Origin of the sequence: Pseudofrankia coriaricola (genome assembly GCF_001854805.1) — a bacterium.
In the GTDB taxonomy this organism is placed as follows: domain Bacteria; phylum Actinomycetota; class Actinomycetes; order Frankiales; family Frankiaceae; genus Pseudofrankia.
The window spans coordinates 1-23,936 of sequence record NZ_MBLO01000082.1; the positions used below are offsets into that span (position 1 = coordinate 1).

At 72.5% G+C, this 23,936-nt stretch carries 21 protein-coding genes; 13 read left to right on the forward strand and 8 right to left on the reverse strand.

Going from position 1 to position 23,936, the window contains the following annotated elements:
• From BCD48_RS14300 to BCD48_RS14315, 4 genes are all read left to right on the forward strand, one after another.
• A partial coding sequence (locus BCD48_RS14300; RefSeq protein WP_131803987.1) for a class I SAM-dependent methyltransferase occupies positions 1-685 on the forward strand: 685 nt, incomplete at its 5' end.
• Between the two features lie 84 nt (positions 686-769).
• On the forward strand, positions 770-1,009 hold the full coding sequence (locus BCD48_RS14305) for a metallothionein (RefSeq protein WP_071048873.1): 240 nt from the start codon (positions 770-772) through the stop codon (positions 1,007-1,009).
• Positions 1,010-1,341: 332 nt separating this feature from the next.
• On the forward strand, positions 1,342-3,930 hold the full coding sequence (locus tag BCD48_RS14310) for a Tex family protein (protein ID WP_071048874.1): 2,589 nt from the start codon (positions 1,342-1,344) through the stop codon (positions 3,928-3,930).
• Between the two features lie 312 nt (positions 3,931-4,242).
• Complete coding sequence (locus BCD48_RS14315) at positions 4,243-5,091, forward strand: L,D-transpeptidase family protein (protein WP_071048861.1); 849 nt, start codon at positions 4,243-4,245, stop codon at positions 5,089-5,091.
• Between the two features lie 46 nt (positions 5,092-5,137).
• Here the strand turns inward: BCD48_RS14315 and BCD48_RS54880 are convergent, their stop codons facing one another.
• Positions 5,138-5,266: a hypothetical protein gene (locus BCD48_RS54880; RefSeq protein WP_274536529.1), complete on the reverse strand. Its 129-nt coding sequence runs from the start codon at positions 5,264-5,266 to the stop codon at positions 5,138-5,140.
• Between the two features lie 539 nt (positions 5,267-5,805).
• Positions 5,806-6,009, reverse strand: coding sequence for a hypothetical protein (locus BCD48_RS14325; protein ID WP_071048862.1), 204 nt, complete (start codon positions 6,007-6,009; stop codon positions 5,806-5,808).
• Positions 6,010-6,263: 254 nt separating this feature from the next.
• Here BCD48_RS14325 and BCD48_RS14330 point away from each other — a divergent pair, with 254 nt between their 5' ends.
• The 3 genes from BCD48_RS14330 (at position 6,264) to BCD48_RS14340 (ending at position 10,005) form a co-directional block, all read left to right on the forward strand.
• Entirely contained in the window at positions 6,264-7,019 is a 756-nt protein-coding gene (locus BCD48_RS14330) for a neutral zinc metallopeptidase (protein WP_312629652.1), read from the forward strand.
• A gap of 159 nt (positions 7,020-7,178) precedes the next feature.
• Positions 7,179-8,153 (forward strand): beta/alpha barrel domain-containing protein, encoded by a 975-nt coding sequence (locus tag BCD48_RS14335; protein ID WP_071048864.1) that lies wholly within the window; start codon positions 7,179-7,181, stop codon positions 8,151-8,153.
• A gap of 346 nt (positions 8,154-8,499) precedes the next feature.
• Positions 8,500-10,005 (forward strand): VWA domain-containing protein, encoded by a 1,506-nt coding sequence (locus tag BCD48_RS14340; RefSeq protein WP_083418626.1) that lies wholly within the window; start codon positions 8,500-8,502, stop codon positions 10,003-10,005.
• A gap of 185 nt (positions 10,006-10,190) precedes the next feature.
• Here the strand turns inward: BCD48_RS14340 and BCD48_RS14345 are convergent, their stop codons facing one another.
• Together BCD48_RS14345 and BCD48_RS14350 are read right to left on the reverse strand one after the other, a co-directional pair.
• A complete protein-coding gene (locus tag BCD48_RS14345) occupies positions 10,191-10,466 on the reverse strand; it encodes a GlsB/YeaQ/YmgE family stress response membrane protein (protein WP_071048865.1) in 276 nt (91 codons plus the stop codon).
• Positions 10,467-10,730: 264 nt separating this feature from the next.
• Positions 10,731-11,309, reverse strand: coding sequence for a TerD family protein (locus BCD48_RS14350; RefSeq protein WP_071048866.1), 579 nt, complete (start codon positions 11,307-11,309; stop codon positions 10,731-10,733).
• Between the two features lie 303 nt (positions 11,310-11,612).
• On the opposite strand from BCD48_RS14350, the gene BCD48_RS14355 reads away from it, so the two are divergent.
• The 5 genes from BCD48_RS14355 to BCD48_RS14375 all read left to right on the forward strand — a co-directional run bounded on the left by BCD48_RS14355 (position 11,613) and on the right by BCD48_RS14375 (position 15,704).
• Positions 11,613-12,026: a TOBE domain-containing protein gene (locus BCD48_RS14355; protein ID WP_116271518.1), complete on the forward strand. Its 414-nt coding sequence runs from the start codon at positions 11,613-11,615 to the stop codon at positions 12,024-12,026.
• Between the two features lie 194 nt (positions 12,027-12,220).
• The gene (modA, locus tag BCD48_RS14360; protein WP_349308018.1) at positions 12,221-13,021 is read left to right on the forward strand and encodes a molybdate ABC transporter substrate-binding protein; all 801 of its coding nucleotides are present in this window, start codon (positions 12,221-12,223) and stop codon (positions 13,019-13,021) included.
• Positions 13,022-13,457: 436 nt separating this feature from the next.
• Positions 13,458-14,288 carry an ABC transporter permease gene (locus tag BCD48_RS14365; RefSeq protein ID WP_071048868.1) on the forward strand — a complete coding sequence of 277 codons (831 nt, stop codon included), beginning with the start codon at positions 13,458-13,460 and terminating at the stop codon, positions 14,286-14,288.
• A complete protein-coding gene (locus BCD48_RS14370; RefSeq protein WP_071048869.1) occupies positions 14,285-15,043 on the forward strand; it encodes a sulfate/molybdate ABC transporter ATP-binding protein in 759 nt (252 codons plus the stop codon). Before BCD48_RS14365 ends, BCD48_RS14370 begins: the two co-directional genes overlap by 4 nt.
• Before the next feature lie 115 nt (positions 15,044-15,158).
• Positions 15,159-15,704: a hypothetical protein gene (locus tag BCD48_RS14375; RefSeq protein ID WP_071048870.1), complete on the forward strand. Its 546-nt coding sequence runs from the start codon at positions 15,159-15,161 to the stop codon at positions 15,702-15,704.
• Between the two features lie 31 nt (positions 15,705-15,735).
• On the opposite strand, the gene BCD48_RS14380 is transcribed toward BCD48_RS14375, so the two are convergent.
• The 4 genes from BCD48_RS14380 to BCD48_RS14395 all read right to left on the reverse strand — a co-directional run bounded on the left by BCD48_RS14380 (position 15,736) and on the right by BCD48_RS14395 (position 21,247).
• Entirely contained in the window at positions 15,736-16,047 is a 312-nt protein-coding gene (locus tag BCD48_RS14380) for a putative quinol monooxygenase (RefSeq protein WP_071048871.1), read from the reverse strand.
• Between the two features lie 179 nt (positions 16,048-16,226).
• Positions 16,227-17,867 carry an AMP-binding protein gene (locus BCD48_RS14385; protein ID WP_083418628.1) on the reverse strand — a complete coding sequence of 547 codons (1,641 nt, stop codon included), beginning with the start codon at positions 17,865-17,867 and terminating at the stop codon, positions 16,227-16,229.
• Complete coding sequence (locus BCD48_RS14390; protein ID WP_083418629.1) at positions 17,864-19,696, reverse strand: AMP-binding protein; 1,833 nt, start codon at positions 19,694-19,696, stop codon at positions 17,864-17,866. The genes BCD48_RS14385 and BCD48_RS14390 overlap by 4 nt, the downstream gene beginning before the upstream one ends.
• Before the next feature lie 45 nt (positions 19,697-19,741).
• Positions 19,742-21,247: an ABC transporter substrate-binding protein gene (locus tag BCD48_RS14395; RefSeq protein WP_083418630.1), complete on the reverse strand. Its 1,506-nt coding sequence runs from the start codon at positions 21,245-21,247 to the stop codon at positions 19,742-19,744.
• A 359-nt stretch (positions 21,248-21,606) separates the two neighbouring features.
• Here BCD48_RS14395 and BCD48_RS14400 point away from each other — a divergent pair, with 359 nt between their 5' ends.
• On the forward strand, positions 21,607-23,409 hold the full coding sequence (locus tag BCD48_RS14400; RefSeq protein WP_241841724.1) for an N-acyl-D-amino-acid deacylase family protein: 1,803 nt from the start codon (positions 21,607-21,609) through the stop codon (positions 23,407-23,409).
• The last annotated feature ends 527 nt before the right edge of the window (positions 23,410-23,936 follow it).

Here is a 23,936-nt window from a genome sequence, read left to right on the forward strand (position 1 = left end):
CTGGCTGGACGTCGGCGCGGGCCTAGGACACTTCTGCCTCGTCGCCCGCGACGTCTGGCCCGAGACAGTCTTCGACGGCCTCGACATGGGCGACGGCATCGACGAAGCCGCCCGACGCGGCTGGATCAACACCGCACACCGCGGCCAATTCCCCGACCTCGCCCCAAAACTCGCCGGCCACTACGACGTCATCAGCATGTTCCACTACCTCGAACACACCCGCGACCCCCGCACCGAACTCGACGCCGCCACCACCGCCCTCACCCCCGGCGGCCACCTCCTCATCGAGATCCCCAACCCGGAGAGCCCCGCACTGCGGGTCTACGGGCCGCTCGCGTCGGGGATGCTCATCCCCCAGCACCTGAACCTGCTCCCGGCCGACAACCTCGCCGCGGCGCTGACCGAGCGCGGACTGCGCGTCGAGGATGTCGCGTTCGGCGAGACCCATATCTCCGGAGACGCGCCGATGGCGTGGTGGGGCCTGTGCCAGCGGCTCGCCCCGTCACCGAGCCTGCCCTGGCGCGCCGACGCCCACCCGGGCCTGAGCAGGGCCAGGCGGGTGGCGACGTTCGCCGCGCTCGCTCCGCTGCTGCCCGCCGCCGCCCTCGCCGAGGCCGCGAGCCGTCCCTATCTGACCCGCGGCACCCGCGCCAACGCCTACCGGATCCTGGCCCGGCTCCCGTAGCCCGATCCCACAACCGCGACTACTCTCCGTAGCGACGAGCTCCCCCGCGAGCGGTGGGGCGTGGGCTGCGAAGGGAGCGCGACGATGGCCGTGTGCGAGGTCTGCTCGAACGACTACGAGATGAGCTTCGAGGTGCATGCGCAGGGCGCCGTGCACGTCTTCGACAGCTTCGAATGCGCGATCCACGCGATGAGCCCGGTCTGTGAGCACTGCGGCGTGAAGATCAGTGGTCATGGCGTGGAGGTGGACCGCCGGTTCTTCTGCTGCGCGCACTGCGCGCGGGCCGCCGGCGTCGGCCCGGAGCTGGTCCGCGACCACGCCTGACAGTGGCGGCGCCTGACAGTGGCGGCGCCTGACAGTGGCGGCATAGTCGAGCCCCGCACCGATCGGTCCGATCCCATGTCTGGGGAAAGCGCGACCGGTGGGAGGGGCACTGCGGCCTCCGCCGGCCCGGCTCCGGAATAATCGGACGGGACCGGAGGAGATCATCTGTGACGACGACGTCCACCGCGCAAGCCCAGGTACCCGCCGACGCGCTCCCCCAACGACCTGCTGACGCGGATTCCGGACCTCCCGGGCCCGCTTCGCCGGTTCAGGAGAGATCTGGGGGGGCCGCGGCGGCGACGGCGCGACCTGGCGCGGGCAGCGGATCCCAGCTGTCCATCGAGGGCCGCATCGCCGGCGAGCTCGGGGTGCGCGAGGCGCAGGTCGCGGCGGCCGTCGGGCTGCTCGACGGCGGCTCGACCGTCCCGTTCATCGCCCGCTACCGCAAGGAGGTGACGGGCACCCTCGACGACGCGCAGCTGCGCACCATCGAGGAGCGGCTGCGCTATCTGCGGGAACTGGAGGAGCGGCGGGCGGCGATCCTGGAGTCGATCCGGTCGCAGGGCAAGCTGGACGACGCGCTCGAGGCGCAGATCAACGCGGCCGACTCCAAGGCGCGGCTGGAGGACATCTACCTCCCCTACAAGCCGAAGCGGCGCACCAAGGCGCAGATCGCCCGCGAGGCGGGACTGGAGCCGCTCGCCGACGCGCTGCTGGGCGACCCGACGCTCGACCCGGCGGGCACCGCCGCCGGGTACGTCGACGCCGAGAAGGGCGTCGCCGACGCGGCGGCAGCGCTCGACGGCGCCCGCTCGATCCTGGTCGAGCGGTTCGCCGAGGACGCGGACCTCATCGGCGAGCTGCGCGAGCGGATGTGGACACGCGGCCGGCTGGTCTCCAAGGTCCGCGAGGGCAAGGAGGAGGTCGGGGCCAAGTTCTCCGACTACTTCGCCTTCGACGAGCCGTTCACGTCGCTGCCGTCGCACCGGATCCTCGCGCTGTTCCGCGGCGAGAAGGAGGAGGTCCTCGACGTGGACCTCGACCCGGAGCCGGAGGACGCCGACGTGACGGCGCCCGCCGGGCCGTCCGGGTACGAGACGAAGATCGCCGCCCGCTTCGACGTCGCCGACCAGGGCCGGCCCGCCGACCGCTGGCTCGCGGACACGGTCCGGTGGGCGTGGCGCACCCGCGTCCTGGTCCACCTGGGCATCGACCTGCGGCTGCGGCTTTTCCAGGCCGCCGAGGACGAGGCCGTCAAGGTGTTCGCCACCAACCTGCGCGACCTGCTGCTCGCCGCGCCGGCCGGCACCCGCGCGACAATGGGCCTTGACCCGGGCTACCGCACCGGCGTGAAGGTCGCCGTCGTCGACGCCACCGGCAAGGTCGTCGCCACCGACACGATCTACCCGCACGTCCCGGCGCGGCGCTGGGACGAGGCGCTGGCGACCCTCGCCCGGCTGTGCGCGGCGCACAAGGTCGATCTGATCTCGATCGGCAACGGCACCGCGTCGCGGGAGACCGACAAGCTCGCGGAGGAGCTCCTCCAGCGCGTGCCGGAGCTGAAGCTCACCAAGATCGTCGTTTCGGAGGCCGGCGCGTCGGTCTACTCGGCGAGTGCCTATGCCTCCCGAGAGCTGCCGGAGATGGACGTGTCGCTGCGCGGCGCGGTCTCGATCGCCCGCCGGCTGCAGGACCCGCTCGCCGAGCTGGTCAAGATCGACCCGAAGTCGATCGGCGTCGGCCAGTATCAGCACGACCTGAGCGAGGTCAAGCTGTCCCGCTCGCTCGACGCCGTCGTCGAGGACTGCGTGAACGCCGTCGGTGTCGACGTGAACACGGCATCCGCGCCGTTGCTGACCAGGGTGTCCGGTATCGGCGCGACTCTCGCCGACAACATCGTCGCGCACCGGGACGCCACCGGACCGTTCCGGACCCGCACGGCGCTGCGCGAGGTGCCCCGGCTCGGGCCGAAGGCGTTCGAGCAGTGCGCGGGCTTCCTGCGCATCCCGGGCGGCGACGACCCGCTGGACGCCTCCAGCGTGCACCCCGAGTCCTACCCGGTGGTCCGGCGCATCCTGACCGCCACCAGCACCGACATCCGCGGGCTGATCGGCAATGCCGGCGCGCTGCGCACCGTGAAGGCGACGGACTTCGTCGACGACACCTTCGGCCTGCCGACGGTGACCGACATCCTCGCCGAGCTGGAGAAGCCCGGCCGCGACCCGCGCCCGGGCTTCAAGACCGCGACGTTCGCCGAGGGCGTCGACGAGATCAAGGACCTGGTCGCCGGCATGGTGCTGGAGGGCGTGGTCACCAACGTGGCCGCGTTCGGCGCCTTCGTCGACGTCGGCGTGCACCAGGACGGCCTGGTGCACGTCTCGGCGATGTCGAAGTCGTTCGTGCGCGACCCGCGTGAGGTCGTCAAGCCGGGCGACATCGTCAAGGTCAAGGTCCTCGACGTCGACATCCCACGCAAGCGGATCTCGCTGACCCTGCGGCTCGACGACGAGGCCGCCAACCGGGCGAGCTCGGGCGGCGGCTCCGCGGCGCGGCCCGCCGGCCAGGGCGGCGGGCGGGACGCGCGCGGCGGTGGCCCGCGCGGCCGGGGCGGCGCCGGCCAGCCCGGTGGCGACGCCCGCGAGAGCGGGCGCCCCGGGGACCGCGAGCCCCGTGGCGGGGGCCGCGGCGGCGACAGCCGTGGTGGCCAGCGCGATGGCGGGGGTGCCGGGCGTGGCGACACGCGCGGCGGCGCCGGTGCCCAGCGCGGCGGCGGTGCCCAGCGCGGCGGTGGTGGTGGTGGCGGCGGGCGCGGTGGCCAGCGGGGTGGGCGTTCGGCGCCCCCGCCGACCGGCGCGATCGCCGACGCGCTGCGCCGCGCCGGCCTCGTCGACGAGAACGGCGTCCCCCGCACCGGTCGCTGACCGCAAGCACCTCCGCCCGAGCCGTAGGCGCGGATACCCGCCCCGCTGCCCGTTCGGCGGCCCGGCCCGGCTCACACCCGGCCCGGGCCGCCGAACGGCGGGGATCGGGTTGTCCCGGCGGTTCGCGCCTGAACGCCACGCTGGCCCAAGCTGACGACTACGCACAGTAGTCTTCGCGAGGCGAGCGGTGAGGCGACGGGCGGGAGGGTCGGAGCGGTGCTGCGACGGCGAGACGACCAGGCGGCGACGGCCCAACCGACCGGATGGGGACGACCGCGCGCCGCCGGATCACGCACCAGGCGTCGAGCCGGCATGCCCGTCGCGCTCGCGGTCGTCGCGGCGCTCGGCGCGCTCGCGACCGGCTGCGGGAAGAGCCACGACGAGGCCAGGCCGGCGGCGCGGCTGGGCACGACGGCGAGCCCGCCACGGCCGTCGGCCACGACGGGCGCCGACGACGGTCTCGACCCCGCGCATCTGCCGAAGGGATGGAGCCTGGTCGCCTGGCCCCAGGACCGCGACGTCCCGATCTTCGCCGAGCGGGCGCCCGAAACCGGGACTGCCGACGGCTCCACCGCCCCGGCGTCGGTTCCGCCTTCGGACTCGCCGCCGACCGGCGCCGCCACCGAGAAGGCGGCCACCCGCACCCTGGCCAACCCGAACGCGCAGGGCGCGCCGCTGGCCCTGCTCGTCGAGCACTACGACGCCGACTGGTTGCGGGTCTCGCTGCCGGTGCGGCCGAACGGGACGAGTGGCTGGATCCGGCGGCCCGGCGTCCGGCTCATGGCGACTCCATACTCGCTCACCGTCGACCGGACCCGCCACGAACTCACCGTCTTCCAGAACGGGAAGCCGGCGCGGGTCTACCCCGTCGGCATCGGCACCGGGAGCACGCCGACCCCGGCGGGGCGTTTCTACCTGGCCGAGCTGCTGAAGCCCGCGAGCCCGGCCGGGCCGTGGGGACCGTACGCTTTCGGCCTTTCCGGCTTCTCCGACGTCGTCACCACCTTCAACGGGGCCGACGGCATCATCGGGCTGCACGGCACCAACCAGCCGGAACGCGTCGGCACCGACGTCAGCATGGGCTGCATTCGGCTGCGTAACGAGGACATCACCGAACTCGCCGACCTGCTTCCGGTCGGAACACCGGTCACCATCACCTGACCTCGCCCGCTCGCGCCACGGGCCAGGTGGGAATGCCCCCGGAGGCTCATCTCTCGGTGAGAATGAAGTTGTAGAACAGCGAGATCGGCCAGAGCACCGTCGCCACCAGCGCGGTCAGCAGGCTGGACGCGAAATGGTTGTCCCACCGGTCCACATGCCAGTAACCCTGGTTCACCGCTATGATCAAGCCAATGACTAGGTATACAAGCGTCGCGAGCGACGCCCTCGTGTAGCTACGAACCGCGACCATCGTCACTCCCGGAGCCTCATAATGTGGCTTGTTCCCGGAAATTACCCACAATCGACCAGCCCTACACCCCCGAGGCACGATGAGCCGGGCGGAACCGGACCACGCGAGCACCGGCCCGGCAGGCGTCCTGCCGGGCCGGGGTCGGTGTCGCCGGACTGACGGGGCGACGGGGCCGCCGCGGACGGGTCCCAAATCGGTACGGTCGCGGCGTGCGTACGAGATGGGCAGCAATTGCCGCTATCACGGTCTCGGTGCTGTTGTCGGGGGGCAGCCTGACCGGCTGCCAGTTCGAGGATGTGGGCACGTCGGGCACGACGCCGGCCGGCGGCAGCGCGGGCCCCGATCCCGCCCGCGGCGGTACGGAAACCTCGCGGGCGCGATCCGGTTCGTCTCCGGGCCGATCGGCTGCCCCGGCAGCCCGGACACGACCCGCACCGTCAATTTCGGCGGGGGAGAGAAGCTGCTCAGTTGCTGGTGAGAATGAACGTGTAGAACAACGCGAGCGGCCAGAGCACGGTGGCGACAATGCCGGTGAGCAGGCTGGACAGGAAATGGCCGTCCCAACGGTCCGGATGCCAGTAGCCCTGGTTCACCGTGATGATCAGGCCGACGACTAGATAGATAAGTACCCCGACGGTCGTTCTTTTGTACGTCCGAGTGTCGGCCATCGATTCTCCCCACCGGAAAGGCCATGCGGGCGGTCGCCCCCGGGCTGGAAATTACCCACTATCGGCAGTCCTACACTCCCGAGGCACGATGAGTCGGGCGTCACCGGACCCGTGAGCGCCTGCCCGCCAGGCGTCCTGTGGGGCCGAGGTCGGTGTCGCCGGGCCGACGGGGCCGCCGCGGACGGGTCCCAAACCGGTACGGTCGCGACGTGCGTACGAGATGGGCGACAATCGCCGCTATCACGGTTTCGGTGGTGTTGTCGGCGGGAATGCTCGCCGCTTGCCAGCCGGGGGGCACCGCGACGGCGGACCCGACGGCGGCGGCGACAGCCGCGGGCGGCGGGACCAGCGCCGAGTGCGGCGGCTCCGCGGACACCCCCGACGGTGCCCTCAAGGTCGTTACAGGGCCGATTGGCTGCCCCGGAGGCGCCAACACGTTCTGGTCGCAGAAGCTGGGCAGCGGCTGGACTGTGCCACGCTTCCTCGAGTACCACGACGGTGAGATCCCGCAGGACGAGTGCGGGGCCCAGAGCAGGGACCCGGACGACTTCGCCAGTAACGCGTTCTACTGCAGCCTCGACGACACGGTCGCCTACAGCGCCGAGTTCATGGCCGAGCTCTCCAAGCAGGACACCGCCTACCCGATGCTGGTGCTCATGCATGAGCTGGGCCACCGGGCGAGCGCGCTGACCAACCGGGTCGGCGTGGTGTCCCGCTCCGAGGAGAACCAGGCCGACTGCCTCGCCGGCGCGGAGGCGAAGTTCACCCAGGACGCCGGCCGGCTGCCGCTCGGCGACGTCGGCAAGGGCGCACTGCTGTTCTTCAGCCTCGGCGACGACGGCGGCAACTGGTTCGCCTCGGAGGCCAACACCCAGGAAGGCGCGCACGGCAACCCGACCCAGCGCACCGCCGCCTTCTCCACCGGCTACTTCCGGGGCCTCGACCACTGCTTCGACATCGGCAAGTCCGCCGACGGCGGCCTCTCCCTCATCGACAGCCTCTTCGGCTGACCCAGCCGACGGCTGGCCTGGGGAGGGCGCCGGACGCCCTCCCCAGGCTGCTCCGGTCTCGGGCTCGTCGGGCATCCGGTGGCGCCAGGCAAGATGGAGGCGCCACCGGCGGACGCCGGTGCCGGTCGGCCGCCGAGGCGGCCCGGAAGGGGCGGACGCATGCCGGCGCTGTGCGGGATCGACCTGGAACACCCGGTCATGAACGCGGCCGGCACGGGCAAGTCCCTCGAGGACGTGTCGGAACTCGCCCGCTCGGCCACCGCCGCCGTCATGGTCGGATCGATCACGGTCTCGGCCCGGACGGGCAACTCCGGGGCCACCTACCATGCCGGCGATGGCTTCTCGCTCAACGCGCTCGGCCTGCCCAACCGGGGCCTGGACTACTACCGCGAGCACCTGCCCGCGATGGCACGCCTCGCGCACGACGCCGGCAAGCCACTGGTGCTGAGCATCGCCGGCTTCTCCGTCGGGGACTACGCCCAGGCCGCCGCGGCGGCCGCGCCAACCGGCGTCGACCTGCTGGAACTCAACCTCGCCTGCCCCAACGTCTGGGACGGCGGCGCCCAGAAGCGCATCGCCTGTTTCGACCCGGGCCAGACCGCGGCGATCTGCGCCGCCGTCGACGACGTGCTGCGCGCCGTGCCGGCCCCGATCCCCTACGGGGTGAAAGTCTCGCCGTTCTCCGACCCGGAGGCGCTGGCGAGCCTCGCCGACGTGATCGGCAAGCTGGCCACCGGCACGACAGGCGAAACCGGCGCTATCGGCGAAACGGGTGCCACGAGCGGGGCAGGGCGCGGCGGTCCGCGCTATGTCTGCTCGACCAACACCTTCCCGAACGCGCTGGCCTTCGACGGCGCCGGGCGGCCGGTGATCGGGGTGGAACTCGCCGGGCTCGCCGGTCCGGCGCTGCGTCCGGTCGCCCTCGGCCAGGTCCGGCAGCTGCGCCAGCTGCTACCCGCGGACGTCGAGATCGTCGGCGCCGGTGGGGTGACGACCGGCAGGGACGTCGCCGACTTCCTGCGCGCCGGCGCCAGCGCCGTCCAGGTCGCCACCGCCTACTGGAACCGCGACGGCGACCCAGCCGTCTTCGGCGAGATCGCCGCCGACTGGGCCGAGAGCGCCGCCGACGACTGACATCCGACCTCGAACTGTGGCGGATGGGCGGGTCTATGGACGGGCTGAACTGACACACTTCACCGCGCTGCCATCAATGTGTGTCGGATGGGCGAGCCCATAGACGGGCTGATCTGCCACAGTTCGCGCTCGCGGCGGTAGCCCGGCCGGGTGACACCCTCGCGATCACGTCGGCGGCCCAGGCGAGGACCCCGACCCGCGCTCGCCCACGCGTCTCCGACCTTCTCAGCGGCGCACGGTCTGCCGCGATGACGGCGCACGCCGCCGAGGTTGGGTCACGCTCTGAGGTGAGAGGTCCTGGACCGGCCTGCGCGGCCGTTCCCGGACGGGGAGCAATATTGCGCGTGTGGAGTTGACCAAAGGCGCGAATGCCGCACTTCCGGACAGGTTGCTCGAGATCACGGTTGGCTGGCGGCCGGCGGACGCCGGCAGCGCCAACACCTCGTTGGATGTCTGCGCGCTGCGGCTGGGAGCCAACGGTAAGGTCCGCGAGGACACCGACATGATCTTCTTCAACGCGCCCAGCAGCCCGGACGGGTCGGTCCGACACATCGGACGCACGCCGGACGGAGCCGCCGAGGTGGTCACCGTCGACCCGACCGCCCAGCCGGCGGACGTGCAGTCGATCGTCGTGACCGCGACTATCGACGTCGTCACCCCACAGCTGACGTTCGGCGGCCTGGGAGTCTGGGCGAAGGTAAAGGACCTCAGCAGCGGTACGGAGGTTGCCAGCTTCGACCCGCCGCGGCTGGGGCCGGAGAAGGCGCTGGTCGTCGTCGAGCTCTACCGGCGCGCCGATGCCTGGAAGATCCGCGCCGTCGGCCAGGGCTACGCCTCTGGCCTCGCGGGCCTGGCGACCGACTACGGCGTCGACGTCGGCGGCGATGAGGACATCTCCCCGCCCATGCCGGCCGCGGCTCCGGTGCCAGCGCCGCAGGTCGCGCCGGCGCCCTCGTTCGCCACCCGGAAACCAGCCGCACAGCCCGGACCCGCCGCGGCCTCCGCTCCCGCGACGCCCGCGGCACCCAACGGAGCCGCGGAGCCCGCGGTGGCCAACGCCGCGGACCTTCCGTCGACCGGTGACGCGAGAATCGACATGCGCAAGCGGCTCGACCTGCGCAAGAAGACCGTCCAGACGGTCCTCACCAAGCAGGGCATCGCCGGCCGGCAGGCACGGGTCGCGCTTGCACTCGACGCCAGCGGGTCGATGCGCGGCCTCTACAAGGCGGGCACGGTCGCCCGCGTCGTCGAACGGGTCGCGGCCGTCGCGGCGACCATGGACGACGACGGGACGCTGGATGTCTGGTCCTACGCGACGGAGCCGCTCGCGCTCCCGCCGCTGCGCGTCGACTACCTGGCCGACTGGATCCCGCTCTATGTGCGGATGCGCAAGGCGACGACCGGCCAGGGCGGCGCGGACGCGACGCTCGCCCGCGAGCAGGCGGCGCGGGCCGCCGGCTGGCCGATCCCGAACTGGGACGGCATCGGCGGGCAGAACGAGGAACAGAAGGTGATGACGCTCGTCGTCGAGCACTTCGCGCCCCTCTCCTCGCCACCGCCGGCGCTGGTGCTGGTGCTCACGGACGGCGGCCTCTACCGCGACCGGCTGATCGCCGACCTGCTGCGGCGGGCCGCTGGCCTACCGATCTTCTGGCAGTTCATAGGGGTCGGAAAGGCGCAGTACGGCATTCTCGAGAAGCTGGACGCACTTTCGGGCCGCCTCGTCGACAATGCCGGGTTCTTCGCGGTGGACGACCTGGACGCGATCGACGACGAGGCCCTCTACCGCCGGATGCTTGGTGAGTTCCCGGCCTGGCTGCGCTCCGCCCGCGCCGCCGGAATTCCGGTCTGACAGGATCGTTCCCCACCTGGCATCGTCGCCACCCGTTGCCTGTCATTCCGAAACGCCGCTCGGGGTGTGGCCGTCGGCCACACCCCGAGTCCGTGCAACGCCTCATGCTCCCGTCAGAATCTGCCCGGCGGGGCGGACGGGCCGGCACCGTCGGATTTGCCAGTGACCTAGCGTTCACCAGTGGCCTAGCGCAGCGCGCGCCCCCGCCGGGTCGCCCGGACAACCAGCACCAGAATGATGGCACCAATGATGGAGCCGATGATGCCCGAGGGCTGCAGCGCGCCCTCTCCGAGGTCCTTGTCGAACAACACGTAACCGAGGAAACCGCCGACGAACGAGCCGGCGATACCAAGCAGGATCGTCGCCAGGATGCCCATCGGGTCCGGGCCCGGCACCAGCAGGCGGGCAACCGCGCCGGCGATGAGGCCGAGGATGATCCAGGAGATGATAGTGACTAGCACGGGAATCCCTCCGGCGGGAGACAGTCGATCGCTTGCTATCTACCTCGCCCCGTGCTTCCCAAACAACGACAAGGAAGACAATCGGCTGACAGATCCGACTCGGCGCCTTGGCCGCCGGGCGGTTCAGGTGACTCGAGCGACCGCGACCGCGACAGGGCGGCGCTGGCATGGATGTCGTACCTCCGCCGCTTCCACGGTCGCAAGTCGAGGTCGCGCCCCGGAGCGCCGAAGGCCGCGCGCGGTAGAGCGCGCGCTGCCTCCGGGTCAGACGTCGAAGCCGAACTGGCGGGCGATACCGGCGAGGCCGTCGTGCCGGCCCTGGCCGAGCGCGCGGAAATGCCAGCCCCGGTCGTCGCGGTACAGCTCGCCGAAGAGCATCGCGGTGTCGGTGGCCGCGTCGGTCGTGAGGTCGTAGCGGGCGAGCTGGACACCCCGGACGGCGTCGACAACCCGGATGAACGCGCGCTGGACATGCCCGAAGTCCTGGCGACGGTAGTCGGCGTTGTGGATGGTGACCGCGAAGACGACCCGCTCGACCGTGGGGGGCAGCGCGTCGAGCTGGACGTCGATCTGCTCGTTGTCGCCGTCGCCCTCGCCGGTGAGGCTGTCGCCGCGGTGGGTGATCTCGCTGTGCGTGCTGGACAGGTTGTTGAAGAAGACGAAGTAGTCCCGGGACACGATCCGGCCGTCGGCGCGCAGCGCGAGCGCGCTCGCGTCCAGGTCGAAGTCTTCCTCGGAGCCCCGCGGGGCAGGATCCCAGCCGAGGCCGACGGTCACGCGGGTGAGGTCCGAGCCCTCTTTGGTGAGCGCGATGCTGGCGCCCTTGGTGACGTCGACGGTCATCGACGGCTTACCCCCACAGAGCAGGGGCCGCCGGGGACGCGAACGAGGCACACCAGCCGGGCCAGAGGCGGGCGAACGTCGCTGTCGCGCCTCCTTCGGCCGGTTCGGATCAGGGAAACCTGGTGGTACCAGGCAACCACACCCGGGTGGGCCCGCGGAGCCGGATGGTCGACTCCGCGACCCCGGCGATGGCGGGTGTCGGCCGGCATCGGTTCGCGCCGCGGCCGCGGCCGGCCACACCGGTTCGCATCCGCGGCGCGAACTGGCAGGCAGCCCCGCTAATGCGTCGGTATGGTGACCACCGTGCCGAACTTTCGGATCAGCGAGGCCGCCGCGCTGTTAGGGGTCAGCGACGACACAGTGCGCCGGTGGGCGGACAGTGGTCGGCTGCCGACAGTCAGGGACGACGCCGGCCGCCAGGCGATCGAGGCGACGGAGCTGGCCCGGTTCGCGAGCGAGGTCAGCTCGTCGAACGAACCGGCGCTCGGCCGGGCGCCCATCGCGGGCGAGTCGGCCCGGAATCGCTTCCCGGGGATCGTCACGCGAGTCCTGCGCGACGGCGTGATGGCCCAAGTTGAGCTGCAGTGCGGCCCCTACCGGGTGGTCTCGCTGATGAGCCGGGAGGCGGCCGACGAGCTGGGGCTGGAGCCCGGAGTGCTCGCGGTCGGGGCGGTGAAGGCGACCAACGTCGTCGTCGAGCTGCCGGTCAGGCGGTAGGCGCGCAGCTCCGGCGCGTGTCGGTGGTGACAGCACAGTCACTCGGCATCGCCGGCCGGATCGGCCGGCCGGCCTCTTCTCGGACAGGTGGGGGCAAAATGATCAGATCGTGGGTTGACGCGAGACGTCGGGCTGCCGGCCCGGCGACGGACGAGCCGTTACGGCGGACACGGCGGGGTCGCGGCGCACTGACCGTGTTCCTGGCCGCCACAGCACTGGCGCTGAGCGCCGCCGCCTGCGGCGACGACACGACCGGTTCGGGGACGTCTGCCGCGGCGTCGACGACCGCGTCGGCGTCACCGACGAAGGACCCGGTGGCGACGCCGGTGACGGTGTTCGCCGCCGCCTCACTGACCGAGACGTTCACCGCGCTCGCGGACCAGTTCGAGGCCGCGCACCCCGGCGCGGATGTGAAACTCAACTTCGCGGCCAGCTCCGCGCTCGCCCAGCAGATCATCGCCGGTGCCCCGGCCGACGTGTTCGCCTCCGCGAGCAACGCCACCATGAAGCAGGTCACCGACGCGAAGCTGACCGCCGCCACTCCGACGGTCTTCGTCCGCAACAGCATGGAGATCGCCGTCCCGCCGGGCAACCCGGCGCACATCGCGAGCCTCGCCGACCTCGCCAAGCCCGGCGTCAAGGTCGCCCTGTGCGAGGAGAAGGTGCCCTGCGGCGCCACCAGCCTCGCGGCGCTGAAGAAGGCCAATGTGACGGTCAAGCCGGCGACCCTCGGCCAGGACGTGAAGAGCGTGCTGTCGCTGGTCCAGCTCGGCGAGGTCGACGCGGCACTGGTGTACAAGACCGATGTCGCCTCGGCCGGTGACAAGGTCCTCGGCGTCGAGATCCCGGACGCCCAGAACGCCTCGACGGACTACCCGATCGCGACGCTGACCGGCGGCGACCACCAGGCCACCGGCAAGGCGTTCGCCGACTTCGTCCTCTCGACCACCGGCATCGACGTCCTCGGCAAGGCCGGCTTCAGCAAGCCTCAGTGACCCAGCCATGACAGCTCCCGGAGCCGGCGCCCGCGGCCCCGCTGATCCGCGGGCCGTGCCGCCCGATCGAGGCTCGGCGAAGGCGCCCGCGCGCGGCGGCGCCGAGCCCCCAGCCCGGCGGCCGTCCGACGGCAGACCGTCGGACGCCGGGTTGTCTGGCGGAAGGCCGTCCGATGGCGGCCCGTCCGGCGGCGGACCGTCCGACGGCAGGCCGTCTGGCGGCGGACCGTCGGAGGCGGGGTTGTCTGGAGGCGGGGCGGTGTCACGCGATGGCGGGGCCGCGGCCTCGTCATCGGACCACGTGCCGGCGCTGGCCGCACACGGCTCCACGGGAGAGAACGACGGGTCACCCCGGGCCTCGGCCGCCACGCCGGCGGTCGATGCGCCGGCACCAGGCCGTAGGCACGGACCGGCCCGCCGGCCTCCGAACCGGCGGGTGCGCCGGGGACGCGGCCGGCGGGGCGGTGGGCTGCCATGGCCGCTGGTCGTGCCGGCGGCGCTCGGCGCGTTGCTGCTGCTACTGCCGCTCGTCGGGCTGGTGTGGCGGGCGCCGTGGGACAGCCTGCCGAGGTTGCTGCGCGAGGCGGACGTCCGCGAGGCGCTGTGGCTGTCGATCCGCACGGCAACCGTGGCGACGGTGCTGTCCCTTCTGCTCGGCGTTCCGCTGGCATGGCTGCTCGCGCGGGTGGAGTTCCCCGGGCGGGGGCTCGCCAGGGCGCTGGTGACCCTGCCGATGGTGCTGCCGCCCGTCGTCGGCGGCGTGGCATTGCTGCTGGCCGCGGGCCGGCGCGGCGTCGCGGGGCGCTACCTGTACGAGGCGTTCGGCGTCAGCCTGCCGTTCACCACGACTGCCGTCGTGGTCGCCCAGACGTTCGTCGCGATGCCGTTCCTCGTCGTTGCCGTCGAGGGCGCGCTGCTGAGCGCCGACCGGCGTTACGAGGACGCGGCGGCGACGCTCGGCGCCTCACCCTGGTACACGTTCCGCCGGGTGACCCTGCCGGCGGTCGCGCCGTCGATCGGGGCGGGCGCGGTGCTGTGCTGGGCGCGGGCGCTCGGCGAGTTCGGCGCGACGATCACCTTCGCGGGCAGCCTCCCCGGCACCACCCGCACGATGCCGCTGGCCGTCTACTCGGCGATGGAGAGCGACTCGGATGCGGCGATCGCGCTGTCCCTGGTCCTGCTCGTCACCTCCGTCGTCGTGCTCGCCGCCCTGCGCGGCCGCTGGCTGCCCGCGGCGCGGGACGCCGTCAGCCGGGCGGCCGTGTGACCGTCCAGGAGGGCGCCGCGGGGCTGCGGGCGCGGGTGGTCGTCAGCCGCGAGGCGTTCACCCTGGACGTCGCGCTCGATGTCGCGCCGGGTGAGGTCGTCGGGGTGCTCGGGCCGAACGGGGCCGGCAAGAGCAGCCTGCTCGCGGCGCTCGCCGGGCTGCTGCCCCTGCGCGACGGCCTGGTGGCGCTCGACGGCGAGGTGCTCGACGACGCGGCGGCCGACCGGTTCGTCGAACCGCGCCACCGGCCCGTCGGCGTCGTCTTCCAGGACTATCTGCTGTTCAGGCATATGTCGGTGCGTGACAACGTCGCCTTCGGCCTGCGTGCCCGTCGCCTGACCTCCCGTCGCGACGCGCACGCCGCGGCAGACGCCTGGCTGGACCGCATGGGCCTGGCCGGCTTCGGCCCGCGCAGGCCGGCGACCCTGTCCGGCGGCCAGGCCCAGCGGGTCGCCCTGGCCAGGGCGCTCGCCACCGGCCCCCGTCTGCTGCTGCTCGACGAGCCGCTCGCCGCGCTCGACGCGACCACCCGCGTCGATCTGCGTGCCTTCCTGCGCGCGACGCTGCCCGCGACCGGCGCCGCCGTCCTGGTTGTCACCCACGACCCCACGGACGCGGCCGGCCTCGCCGACCGCGTGGTCATCCTCGACGCCGGCGCGGTCGCCGCCGAGGGCAAGCCCACCGATCTCGCCGAGAACCCGCCGACCCGCTACGTCGCCCAGCTCTTCGGAGCCGCCGAGCCTGGACCGCGGTAGGCACCGCCAGCGCGGCGGCAGACGCCCACCGCACCGTGTTGAGGGCAGGTCCCCACCGGCTGGAAACCAGGCAGCGCCGTGTCGAAGCCGGCTACGCTGCGCCGAGGAGGCGCGAGTGAACGAGGTTTTCCGGTCCTATCTCGACCCCCCGTTCCGCTACGTCTTCTCCCAGGGCCCGGCGCGAGTCCGCCACCGGGTGGACGCCCAGCGTGACGGGCTCAACTGCGTCACGCTGGCCCACCTGGTGATCCGTGACCTGTTCGGCTATGTCCTTCCCGCCGAGTTCCAGTCCTTGGAGCTGTTCTACGACCTGGATCGCTTCGAGCCGGTCCCGGCCCTGGCAGAGCTGCGGGCGGGCGACCTCGTGTGGCTCGGCACGGACCAACCACGCGTGTGCCTGGAGGAGTTCGTGCCGCGCTACCAGGACGGTGAGCTGCTGAACTTCGGGGACTTCCCCGTCAACCACGTCGCCGTCTGTACCGGCATCCGCGCGGCCGGCCACGACCTGCTGCTGCACGCCAGCCCGGTCGAGGGCACCACCGCCCTGTGGCCGCTGCACCGTTTCCGCGGCCACGCCAGATACCGCGTGATCTACGCGATCCGCCGCCTGCGCCAGGATTTCCGCTCTCAGAACGGAGGCGCGGCGCAGAGGCATGCCTGATCAGGCACGGCCCCAAAGGGATGGACGCCGGCTAGGGGCGCAGCTGGCCCTGCTCGGGGGTGCCGGCGGGGAGGGGGGTGAGGATCGCGAGGTCGAAGGCGCCGTCGGTCAGGCCGTCGAGGCGCTTGGCCATCTCGGCGAGGGCGGGCGAGCCGGAGTGGGCGGCAAGCGCCGCGTCGTCGGCCCACTCCTCGATGAAGTAGAACTTCCCGGGCGTCTCATGCACCGAGTAGAGCTTGCAGCCCGGCTCCTGGTGCACCGCCGGGACGGCGTCGAGCAGGGCCGAGCGCACCTCGTCGACATGCTCGGGCTTCGGGACGACGCTGGCGACGATGACGGGCATGGAAGCTCCTCTTCGCGATGGCACGGAACCCGCCGCGCCGGGTGATGACAGGACTGGGCCCGGCTGGGCCGGGACGGATGGCGGCAGGACGGGCCTGGCGGCGGGCGGGTGGACCTCGGTCCGGTGCCTCCGTTTGTACCGCGACTCCGCGGGGCGACGCTCGGGCTTGTGGCGCCCGCTCAGTTGACCTGGCGGGCGGTCGTGGACCAGTAGCGGGCGCGCAGCGTCTTCTTGTCGGGCTTGCCGAGGGGGCTGACGGGGATCGAGTCGGTGAAGTCCACCGTCTTCGGCGCGTGGTGGGGGCCCTTGCGGTCGCGGACGAGCGCGGTCAGCTCGGCGGCGAGCTCGTCGTCGGGGACGGTGACGCCGCGGCGGCGCACGACGACGGCCTTCACCGCCTCGCCCCACTTCTCGTCGGGGACGCCGATGACGGCGGCGGCGGCCACCGCCGGGTGCGCGGACAGGACGTCCTCGACCTCGCGCGGGAAGATGTTGAAACCGCCGGAGATGACCATGTCCTTCTTGCGGTCGACGATGTAGAGGTAGCCCTCCTCGTCGCGCCGGGCGATGTCTCCCGTGTGCAGCCAGCCATACCTGAACAGCTCGGCGGTCTGCTCGGGCAGCTTCCAGTAGCCGCCGCAGTTCAGCGGCCCGCGCACGCAGATCTCCCCCGGCTCGCCGTCCGGGACCTCGTTGCCGTCGTCGTCGAGCAGCGCGACCCGTACCCACGGCACCGGGCGGCCGCAGCTGGCCAGCCGCTCCGGCCGGGACAGGTCGTGCTCCTCCCTGCGCAGCACGGTGACCGTCATCGGTGACTCGGACTGGCCGTAGTACTGGAAGAAGACCTGGCCAAACCGGTTGATCCCCTCCGCCAGCCGGGCCGGCGACATCGCGGCGGCGCCATAGTAGATGGTGCGCAGGCTGGAGACGTCGGCGGTGGCGAGCTTCGGGTGATCGAGCAGCACGTAGATCATCGTGGGGACCAGCATGGTCGCGCTGATCCGGTACTTCTCGATCGCGTCGATCACCGCGCCCGGCTCGAAGCCGGGCAGCACCACCAGGCAGCCGCCGCGCAGCAGCACCGGGATGAAGAACGCCGCGCCGGCGTGGCTGAGCGGGGTGCACATGAGGAAGCGCGGCTCGTCGGGCCACTGCCACTCGGTGAGCTGGATGTGCGTCATCGCGGCGGCGTTGCGGTAGGTGCCGAGCACGCCCTTCGGGCGGCCGGTGGTGCCGCCGGTGTAGGTCAGGCCGCCGACGTCGTCGGGGCCGACCGCCGGGGCGCGCAGCGGCGCCGGGGTGAAGCCGGGGGCGAGCGCGAGCAGGTCGGGCCCCAGGTCGGTCGGGCCGAACGTGAGGACCTGGCGCAGCGTCGGCACCCGCTCCAGGTACACGGCGGCACGGTCGGCGAACTTCTCGTCGACGACGAGCGTCTCGACCTCGGCGTCGGTGAGCACGTAGACGTGGTCGTCGACGGAGCCGAGCGGGTGCAGCGACGTCGAACGGCAGCCGGTGATCATGTTGGCGCCCATGGCGAACAGGACCTCGGGCCGGTTCGGCGCGAGCATCGCCGTCCGGCTGCCGACCCGCAGGCCGACCGAGGCGTAGGCCTGCGCGTAGCGGCTGATCTCGGCGGCCACCTCGGCGGCGGTCAGCGCGAGGTCGCCGATGTAGACGGCGGGCTTGTCGGGATTGCGCCCGAGCGCGGCGATGAGCAGGTCGGGCAGGAACGACGGCCGGTAGAGGTCGCCCGACTGCGGAGCCTGGGTCGCGGCGACGGCCGCGGGCGCGCTGCCGGACGTCTCGGCGGTGGTGGTCACGCGTTCGCCTCCTCGGGGGCGTGGGCCGCGGCGGCCCGCGCCTCGGCCGCGGCGGCCTCGTCGGACAGGCGCCGCGCGGTCGTCCGCCCCCAGACCGTGTCCGGCTTGCCGGCGGGGTTGCGGGCGATCGCGTCCACGATGTGGATCTCCTTGGGAACCTTATAGCCGGCGACGTGCACGCGGGCATGAGCGAGGAGCTCCGCGGCGGTCGTCGGCCCGCCGGGCGGCGCCGCCGCCCGTGACGGTGATGGCGCCGTCGCCGTCGCCGACGCGCGCAGCGCGACCAGCGCGACCACCCGCTCGCCGTACCGCTCGTCCGGCACGCCGACGACCGCGACGTCGAAGACCGCCTCGTGCGCCTTGAGCGCGTCCTCGACCTCGTCGGGGAAGACCTTCTCGCCGCCGGTGTTCACCACCGTGCTGCCGCGCCCGAGCAGCTGGGCGGTGCCGTCCTCGTGGGCCAGCGCGAGGTCGCCGGGCACGACCCAGCGCACGCCGCGGGCGTCGCGCAGGAACGTCGCGTCCGTCTTCTCCTTGTCCTTGTAGTAGCCGAGCGGAATGGCGCCACGCCGGGCGATCCGTCCCGGCTCCGGCGAGCCCGGCGCGACCGGCTCGAGGTTCTCGTCGAGCACGGCCGTGTCGGGGGTCAGCTGGAAGACGCGGCGCCCGCCGGCCGCGCTGCCGTTGTGGCCGAACTCGGAGGCGCCGTAGGAGTCGAGCAGGAACACGTTCGGCAGCGCGGCGGCGAGGTCGTCGCGGACCTGGCCGGACATCGGCGCGCCCGTGTTCGAGAACGCCAGCAGCCCGGACAGGTCGTACCGGCCGGGGGCCGCCTTCAGCGCGTCGGCGAGCGGCCGGGCCATCGCGTCGCCGACGACGGTCATCGACGTCGCCCGCTCCTCGGCGGCCAGGCGGAGCACGCCGTCGGCGTCGAAGTGGCGGCCGCACCAGAGCACCGCCGTCCCGGCGGTGCCGACGCTGATCAGCAGGCTCAACTCGGCGGCGCCGTGCATGAGCGGCGCCATGACCATGTACTTCAGCGGTGGGTTCGCGGTGTGGGCGAGGGTGTCGGCGAGCGCCCGCGGCTCCGACCCGTCCGGCAGCGGGCGGCCGATCGCCGCATGGAACAGGTCCTCATGGCGCCACAGGACGCCCTTGGGCATGCCGGTGGTGCCGCCGGTGTAGAGGACGAACACGTCGTCGCCGCTGCGCGGGGCGCGCACCGGGCCGCCGTCGGCCGGCTCGTCCTCATAGCCGATCACCCGGATCCCACGGTCGGCGAGCGCGCCGGCGGAGCCCGCGAGCGCGCCGATCCCGCCGTCGTCGGCCGGGTCGGTGCCGTCCTCCAGGACGACCAGCACGCGCAGGTCCGGCGCGTCGGCGAGGATCTCGGCGACGGTGGGCAGGTAGCGGCGCTCGACCACCATCGCCGTCAGGTCGGCGTTGGTAATGAGGTAGCGGAGCTCGGCCGGCACGTAGCGGAAGTTGATGTTGATCGACGAGGCCCGCAGCTTCATGCAGGCGAACATCGACTCGACCCACTCAGCCCGGTTCACCGCGTAGATCCCGACATGCTGGCCGGCGCGCACGCCGGCCCCGCGCAACAGCCGGGCCGCCCGGTCGACGCGGGCGTCGAGCTCGCCGAACGTCAGCCGGACCGGCGGGGCCACCAGCGCGAGCCGGTCGGGCACCGCGTCCGCCATCAGTTCGAGCATGTCCGCGAAGTTGATCGGCCCGGTGCCCGGCCTGGGCTCCGGCCCGGTGCCCAGCCTGGGCTCTGACCCGGTCTCCGGCTGGGTCTCCGGCCCGTGCTCCGGCTCGCTGCTCACGTCACCGCTCCAAAGTAGATCATGCCGATGTCCACCCGGGACCGCTCAGCCGGAGACGTCGGTAAAGGGGTTGGCGAGCGTCACGACGTTCTTGTCGTCGCAGTTGAAGAAGCCCTTGTTCGGGCCGGTGGCGTCCTTGTCGTAGACGAAGCCGTCCGGCGTGACCTTCATCAGCAGGTAGCAGTTCGTGGTCTTCTGCTGGCCGGCGACGAGGTTGCGCTCCGGGTAGAGGCCGCCGGCGGTCCAAGCGCTCTCGGCGCCGGCCTTGCCGAGCACGCAGTCGGCGGTGAGGTCATCGCCGCAGGCGGTCGCCGACTTGGCCCACAGCACCCAGGCGTTGAGGGACAGCGCGGTGAAGTCGGTGAGCTTCGCGTTCGGCACGGTCGCGTGCACGAGGTCGACGGCCTCCTGGGCCACCGGGCTCTGCGCGGCCAGCTCCCAGGGGACGTGGTCGAGCACGACGTAGGTCGTCGGGAACTTCGTCGCCTTGGCGGCCTGGATCGTCAGCGGGTCGTACAGCTGGTTCTCGAAGATCATGAACTTGAGCGACAGGCCGACGTCGTTCATCGCGGTGACCAGCGGCGACGGGTCCTGGAGGCCGATCGGCTGGTAGCCCTGCACGCCCTTGTTCTTGAGCTGCTCGACGAACGGGCGGAAGTTCGTGACCAGCGGCGGCAGCTCCTGGTAGTCGGCCACGGTGAAGCCGAGCTGGGTGAGCCCCTCCTGCAGCCGCAGGCCCTGCGGGCGCAGCGTCCCGAGCGTGCTGCCGCCGACGCCGAGCGCCTTCATCGCGTCCGGGTACAGGCGGGCCATCGACTGGAAGCCGCCGACGGGGTAACGCGCGGCCGTGTTCGGCTGGGCGCGCACCTGCAGCTTGGCGTTCAGCGCCTCCGGGGAGACGCCGTAGGCCGGGACCGAACCGAGCTTGCACTCCTCGCGCGGCTGGACGCCGGGGGCGTCGACGGCGTTGCCGCCGCCGACGATCATGAAGTCGGTCTGGCAGGCGTCGATCATGCGCGCGGCGACGTCGGTCAGCTTCCCGTCGTGCTTGTTGAGGACCAACTGGCGGCCGTTGATGCCGCCGGCCTTGTTGCACCAGGCGACGAACGCCTCGCCGACGTCGAAGAACTCCTGGCCAAGACCCGGGGTGATGGTGCTGCCGGGGTCCCCGAAGGTGCCGATCGTGATCGACGTGGCGGTGACGCCGCGGCCGGTCGCCTTCGAGGCGGTGCCCGGGCCGCAGATGCCCTTCTCGGTGCCGAAGTCGCCGGGAGCGGCGGCGGGCGCCGACGTGGCCGGGGCCTCTGAGCCGCCACCGCCCGTCTCGGTCTCGTCCGATGAGCGGGTACAGCCGGCCACGATGACCAGCAGGGCGCTGGCGGCGGCGAGAACCGGCGCGAGTCGTGCGCGCCGGCGGCCGACCGGGAGGCCAAAGGGCGTGCGAAAATGATCTTTCTTCGCACGCCCGGCCGGGGTTCCTGCCGGATCGCGAAGCGATCTGGTAGGTCCGGTTGTCCCGAGGAACATCGGGAGGACGTGTCTGCGGGCCATCGGACCTCTCCGTCGTCAGTCCTGCGGTCGTGTTCGGTCCAGCGGTCTGTTCGTGTCTGGGGCGTCCGCCGGCCGGTACGCGTCAGCGGGCGGTCGCGACGGCCCGGAGGCCCGCGCCCGTGGTCGCGGCAATACTCCCTGGTGACGTGAGCGCCGCCACAGACTAGAACAGGTTCCCCTCCGAGCGAAAGCGATCCAGCGACTTCCTGACCGTTCGTCAGGGCACGGTCGACCCGTCGGCGCACGTCGGTGGCCAGCGGCCGGGGGCGGTGCACAGGCTTCCACCCAAGAACCTGACGGGTCGTCAGGTTCAGAGCTAATGTCGGGACGTCGCGTGGGAGGAGAGCGCAGTGCTCGACATGGTCGTGCGGGGTGGGCTGCTCGTCGACGGCACCGGGGCGCCAGCACGCGCCGCCGACGTGGGCGTGCGGGACGGGCGGATCGTGGCGGTCGGCGCCCCAGGCAGCATCGGGACCGCCGAGGCGCCGGCCGGCGGGGTGACCGTCGACGCCACCGGCCTGGTCGTCTCCCCCGGGTTCATCGACGTACACACCCACTACGACGCCCAGCTGTGGTGGGACCCGTACGCCACACCGTCGAGCCAGCACGGGGTGACGACCGTCCTCGGCGGCAACTGCGGCTTCACCCTGGCCCCGCTGCGCCCGCGCGGCGCCGGGCCCGGCGGCGCCGGCTGGCAGAGCGGGGATGGCGGGCAGGGCGGGCAGGGCGGGCAGGACGAGGCCGACTATCTGCGCCGGATGATGGCGCGGGTCGAGGGCATGCCGCTGGAGGCGCTCGAGTCGGGTGTCGCCTGGGGCTGGGAGTCCTTCGCCGAGTACCTGGACGGGCTGGACGGCCGGATCGCCGTCAACGCGGGCTTCCTGGTCGGGCACTGCGCGCTGCGCCGTTACGTGATGGGCCCGGCGGCGGTCGGCTCGGCCGCGGGGGATGAGGCGGTCGCCGCGATGGCCGCCGGCCTGCACGCCGCGCTCGAGGCAGGTGCGCTGGGCCTCTCCACCACCCTGTCCGGCACCCACAGCGATGGGGACGGCCAGCCGGTCGCCTCCCGCTGGGCGGACCGGGGCGAGCTCACGGCGCTCGCCAGGGCGGTGGGCGACCACGAGGGAACGGTCCTGGAGGGCATCGTCCCGGGCTGCCTGAACATGTTCAGCGACGACGAGATCGAGCTGCTCGCCGAGCTGTCGGCGGCGGCCGGGCGGCCGCTGAACTGGAACGTGCTGACGATCGACGCCGCCGCGCCGGAGCGGGTGCCGCGCCAGCTCACGGCCTCGGCGCGGGCCCGCGAGCTGGGCGGACGGGTGATCGCGCTGACCATGCCGACGCTGGTCCCGATGAACATGAGTCTGCGGACGTTCTGCGCCCTGCACCTCATCCCGGGCTGGGGCGAGGTGATGGGCCTGTCCCTCCCCGAGCGGATCGCGGCCCTGCGAAACGCGGACGTGCGGGAGCGGATGCTCGCCGCCGCGGACGCGCCGGAGGCCGGCGTCCTGCGGCGCCTGGCGGACTTCGGCCGCTACGTCATCGGAGACACCTACTCCCCCGCGAACGAGGGCCTGTCCGGGCGGGTCGTCGACGACATCGCGGCCGAGCGCGGCCAGGACCCGTTCGCCACCCTGGTCGAGATCGCCGCCGCCGACGAGCTGCGCACCGTGCTCTGGCCGATGCCGACCGACAACAACCCCGAGTCCTGGGCGCTACGCGCGCAGACCTGGGAGCACGAGGACGTGCTGCTCGGCGGCTCCGACGCTGGCGCCCATCTGGACCGGATGGCCGGCGCCCCCTACCCCACCCGTTTCCTCGGCGACTGCCTGCGCGGGCGCCGGCTCGTCGGCCTGGAGCGGGCGGTCGCGATGATTACCGGCGAGCCCGCCGCGGCGTTCGGCCTGCGCGGGCGCGGCGTCGTCGCCGAGGGCAACGCCGCCGACCTCATCGTCTTCGACCCGGCGACGGTCGACTCCGAGCCCGCGCGGCTCGTGCGCGACCTGCCGGCCGGGGCCGCCCGGCTCACCGCCGGCTCGGTCGGCGTCACCGCCGTCTTCGTGGGCGGCGTCCAGATCGTCGCCGACGGCCAGCCGACCGGCGCCACCCCCGGCACCCTGCTGCGTTCCGGCCGGGACACCACCACCGTCGCGACCCGTTAGTGATCCTGGGGACAACGGCCGCCGGGCGTGCGAAGGAAGATCATTTTCGCACACCCTTTGGCCCTCTAGCCCGGCGGCCGGCCTGGCTGACCCCGCGGCCGGCCTCGCGCAGCACCGACAACCAATCCGGTCCAACTGCCCAAAGACCGCCGAAGGTGGTGGAACGTGCCGCCTGGGCCTGGCCCAGGAAGTCGCGCGAAGGCGCCCGCCAAATCAGCCTAACAACGTCGATGTCGGATGGCGGGTTTTCGCTGTGGCGCTCGTCACAGACATTGACGGGGGGTGGCGGGTGGATAGACGGGGCGCGCAGGTCGGTGGTGACCCGGTCACCCTGGTGAAGTATTGCCACGCGGCGGCGGCGGCCGAGTGCGCGGGGCGACGATTACCGACCCGTTTCCCGGCCGGGCGGTATTTGTTTTCGGCTTCCAATGCCGGGTGATGCGGGTCACGTTGTTTTCGGGGTTTGCCAGGCGCCCGGGCTGGCTGTCATGGTGTTTGCAGTGCCCGATCGGGGCACACGCCGGGCG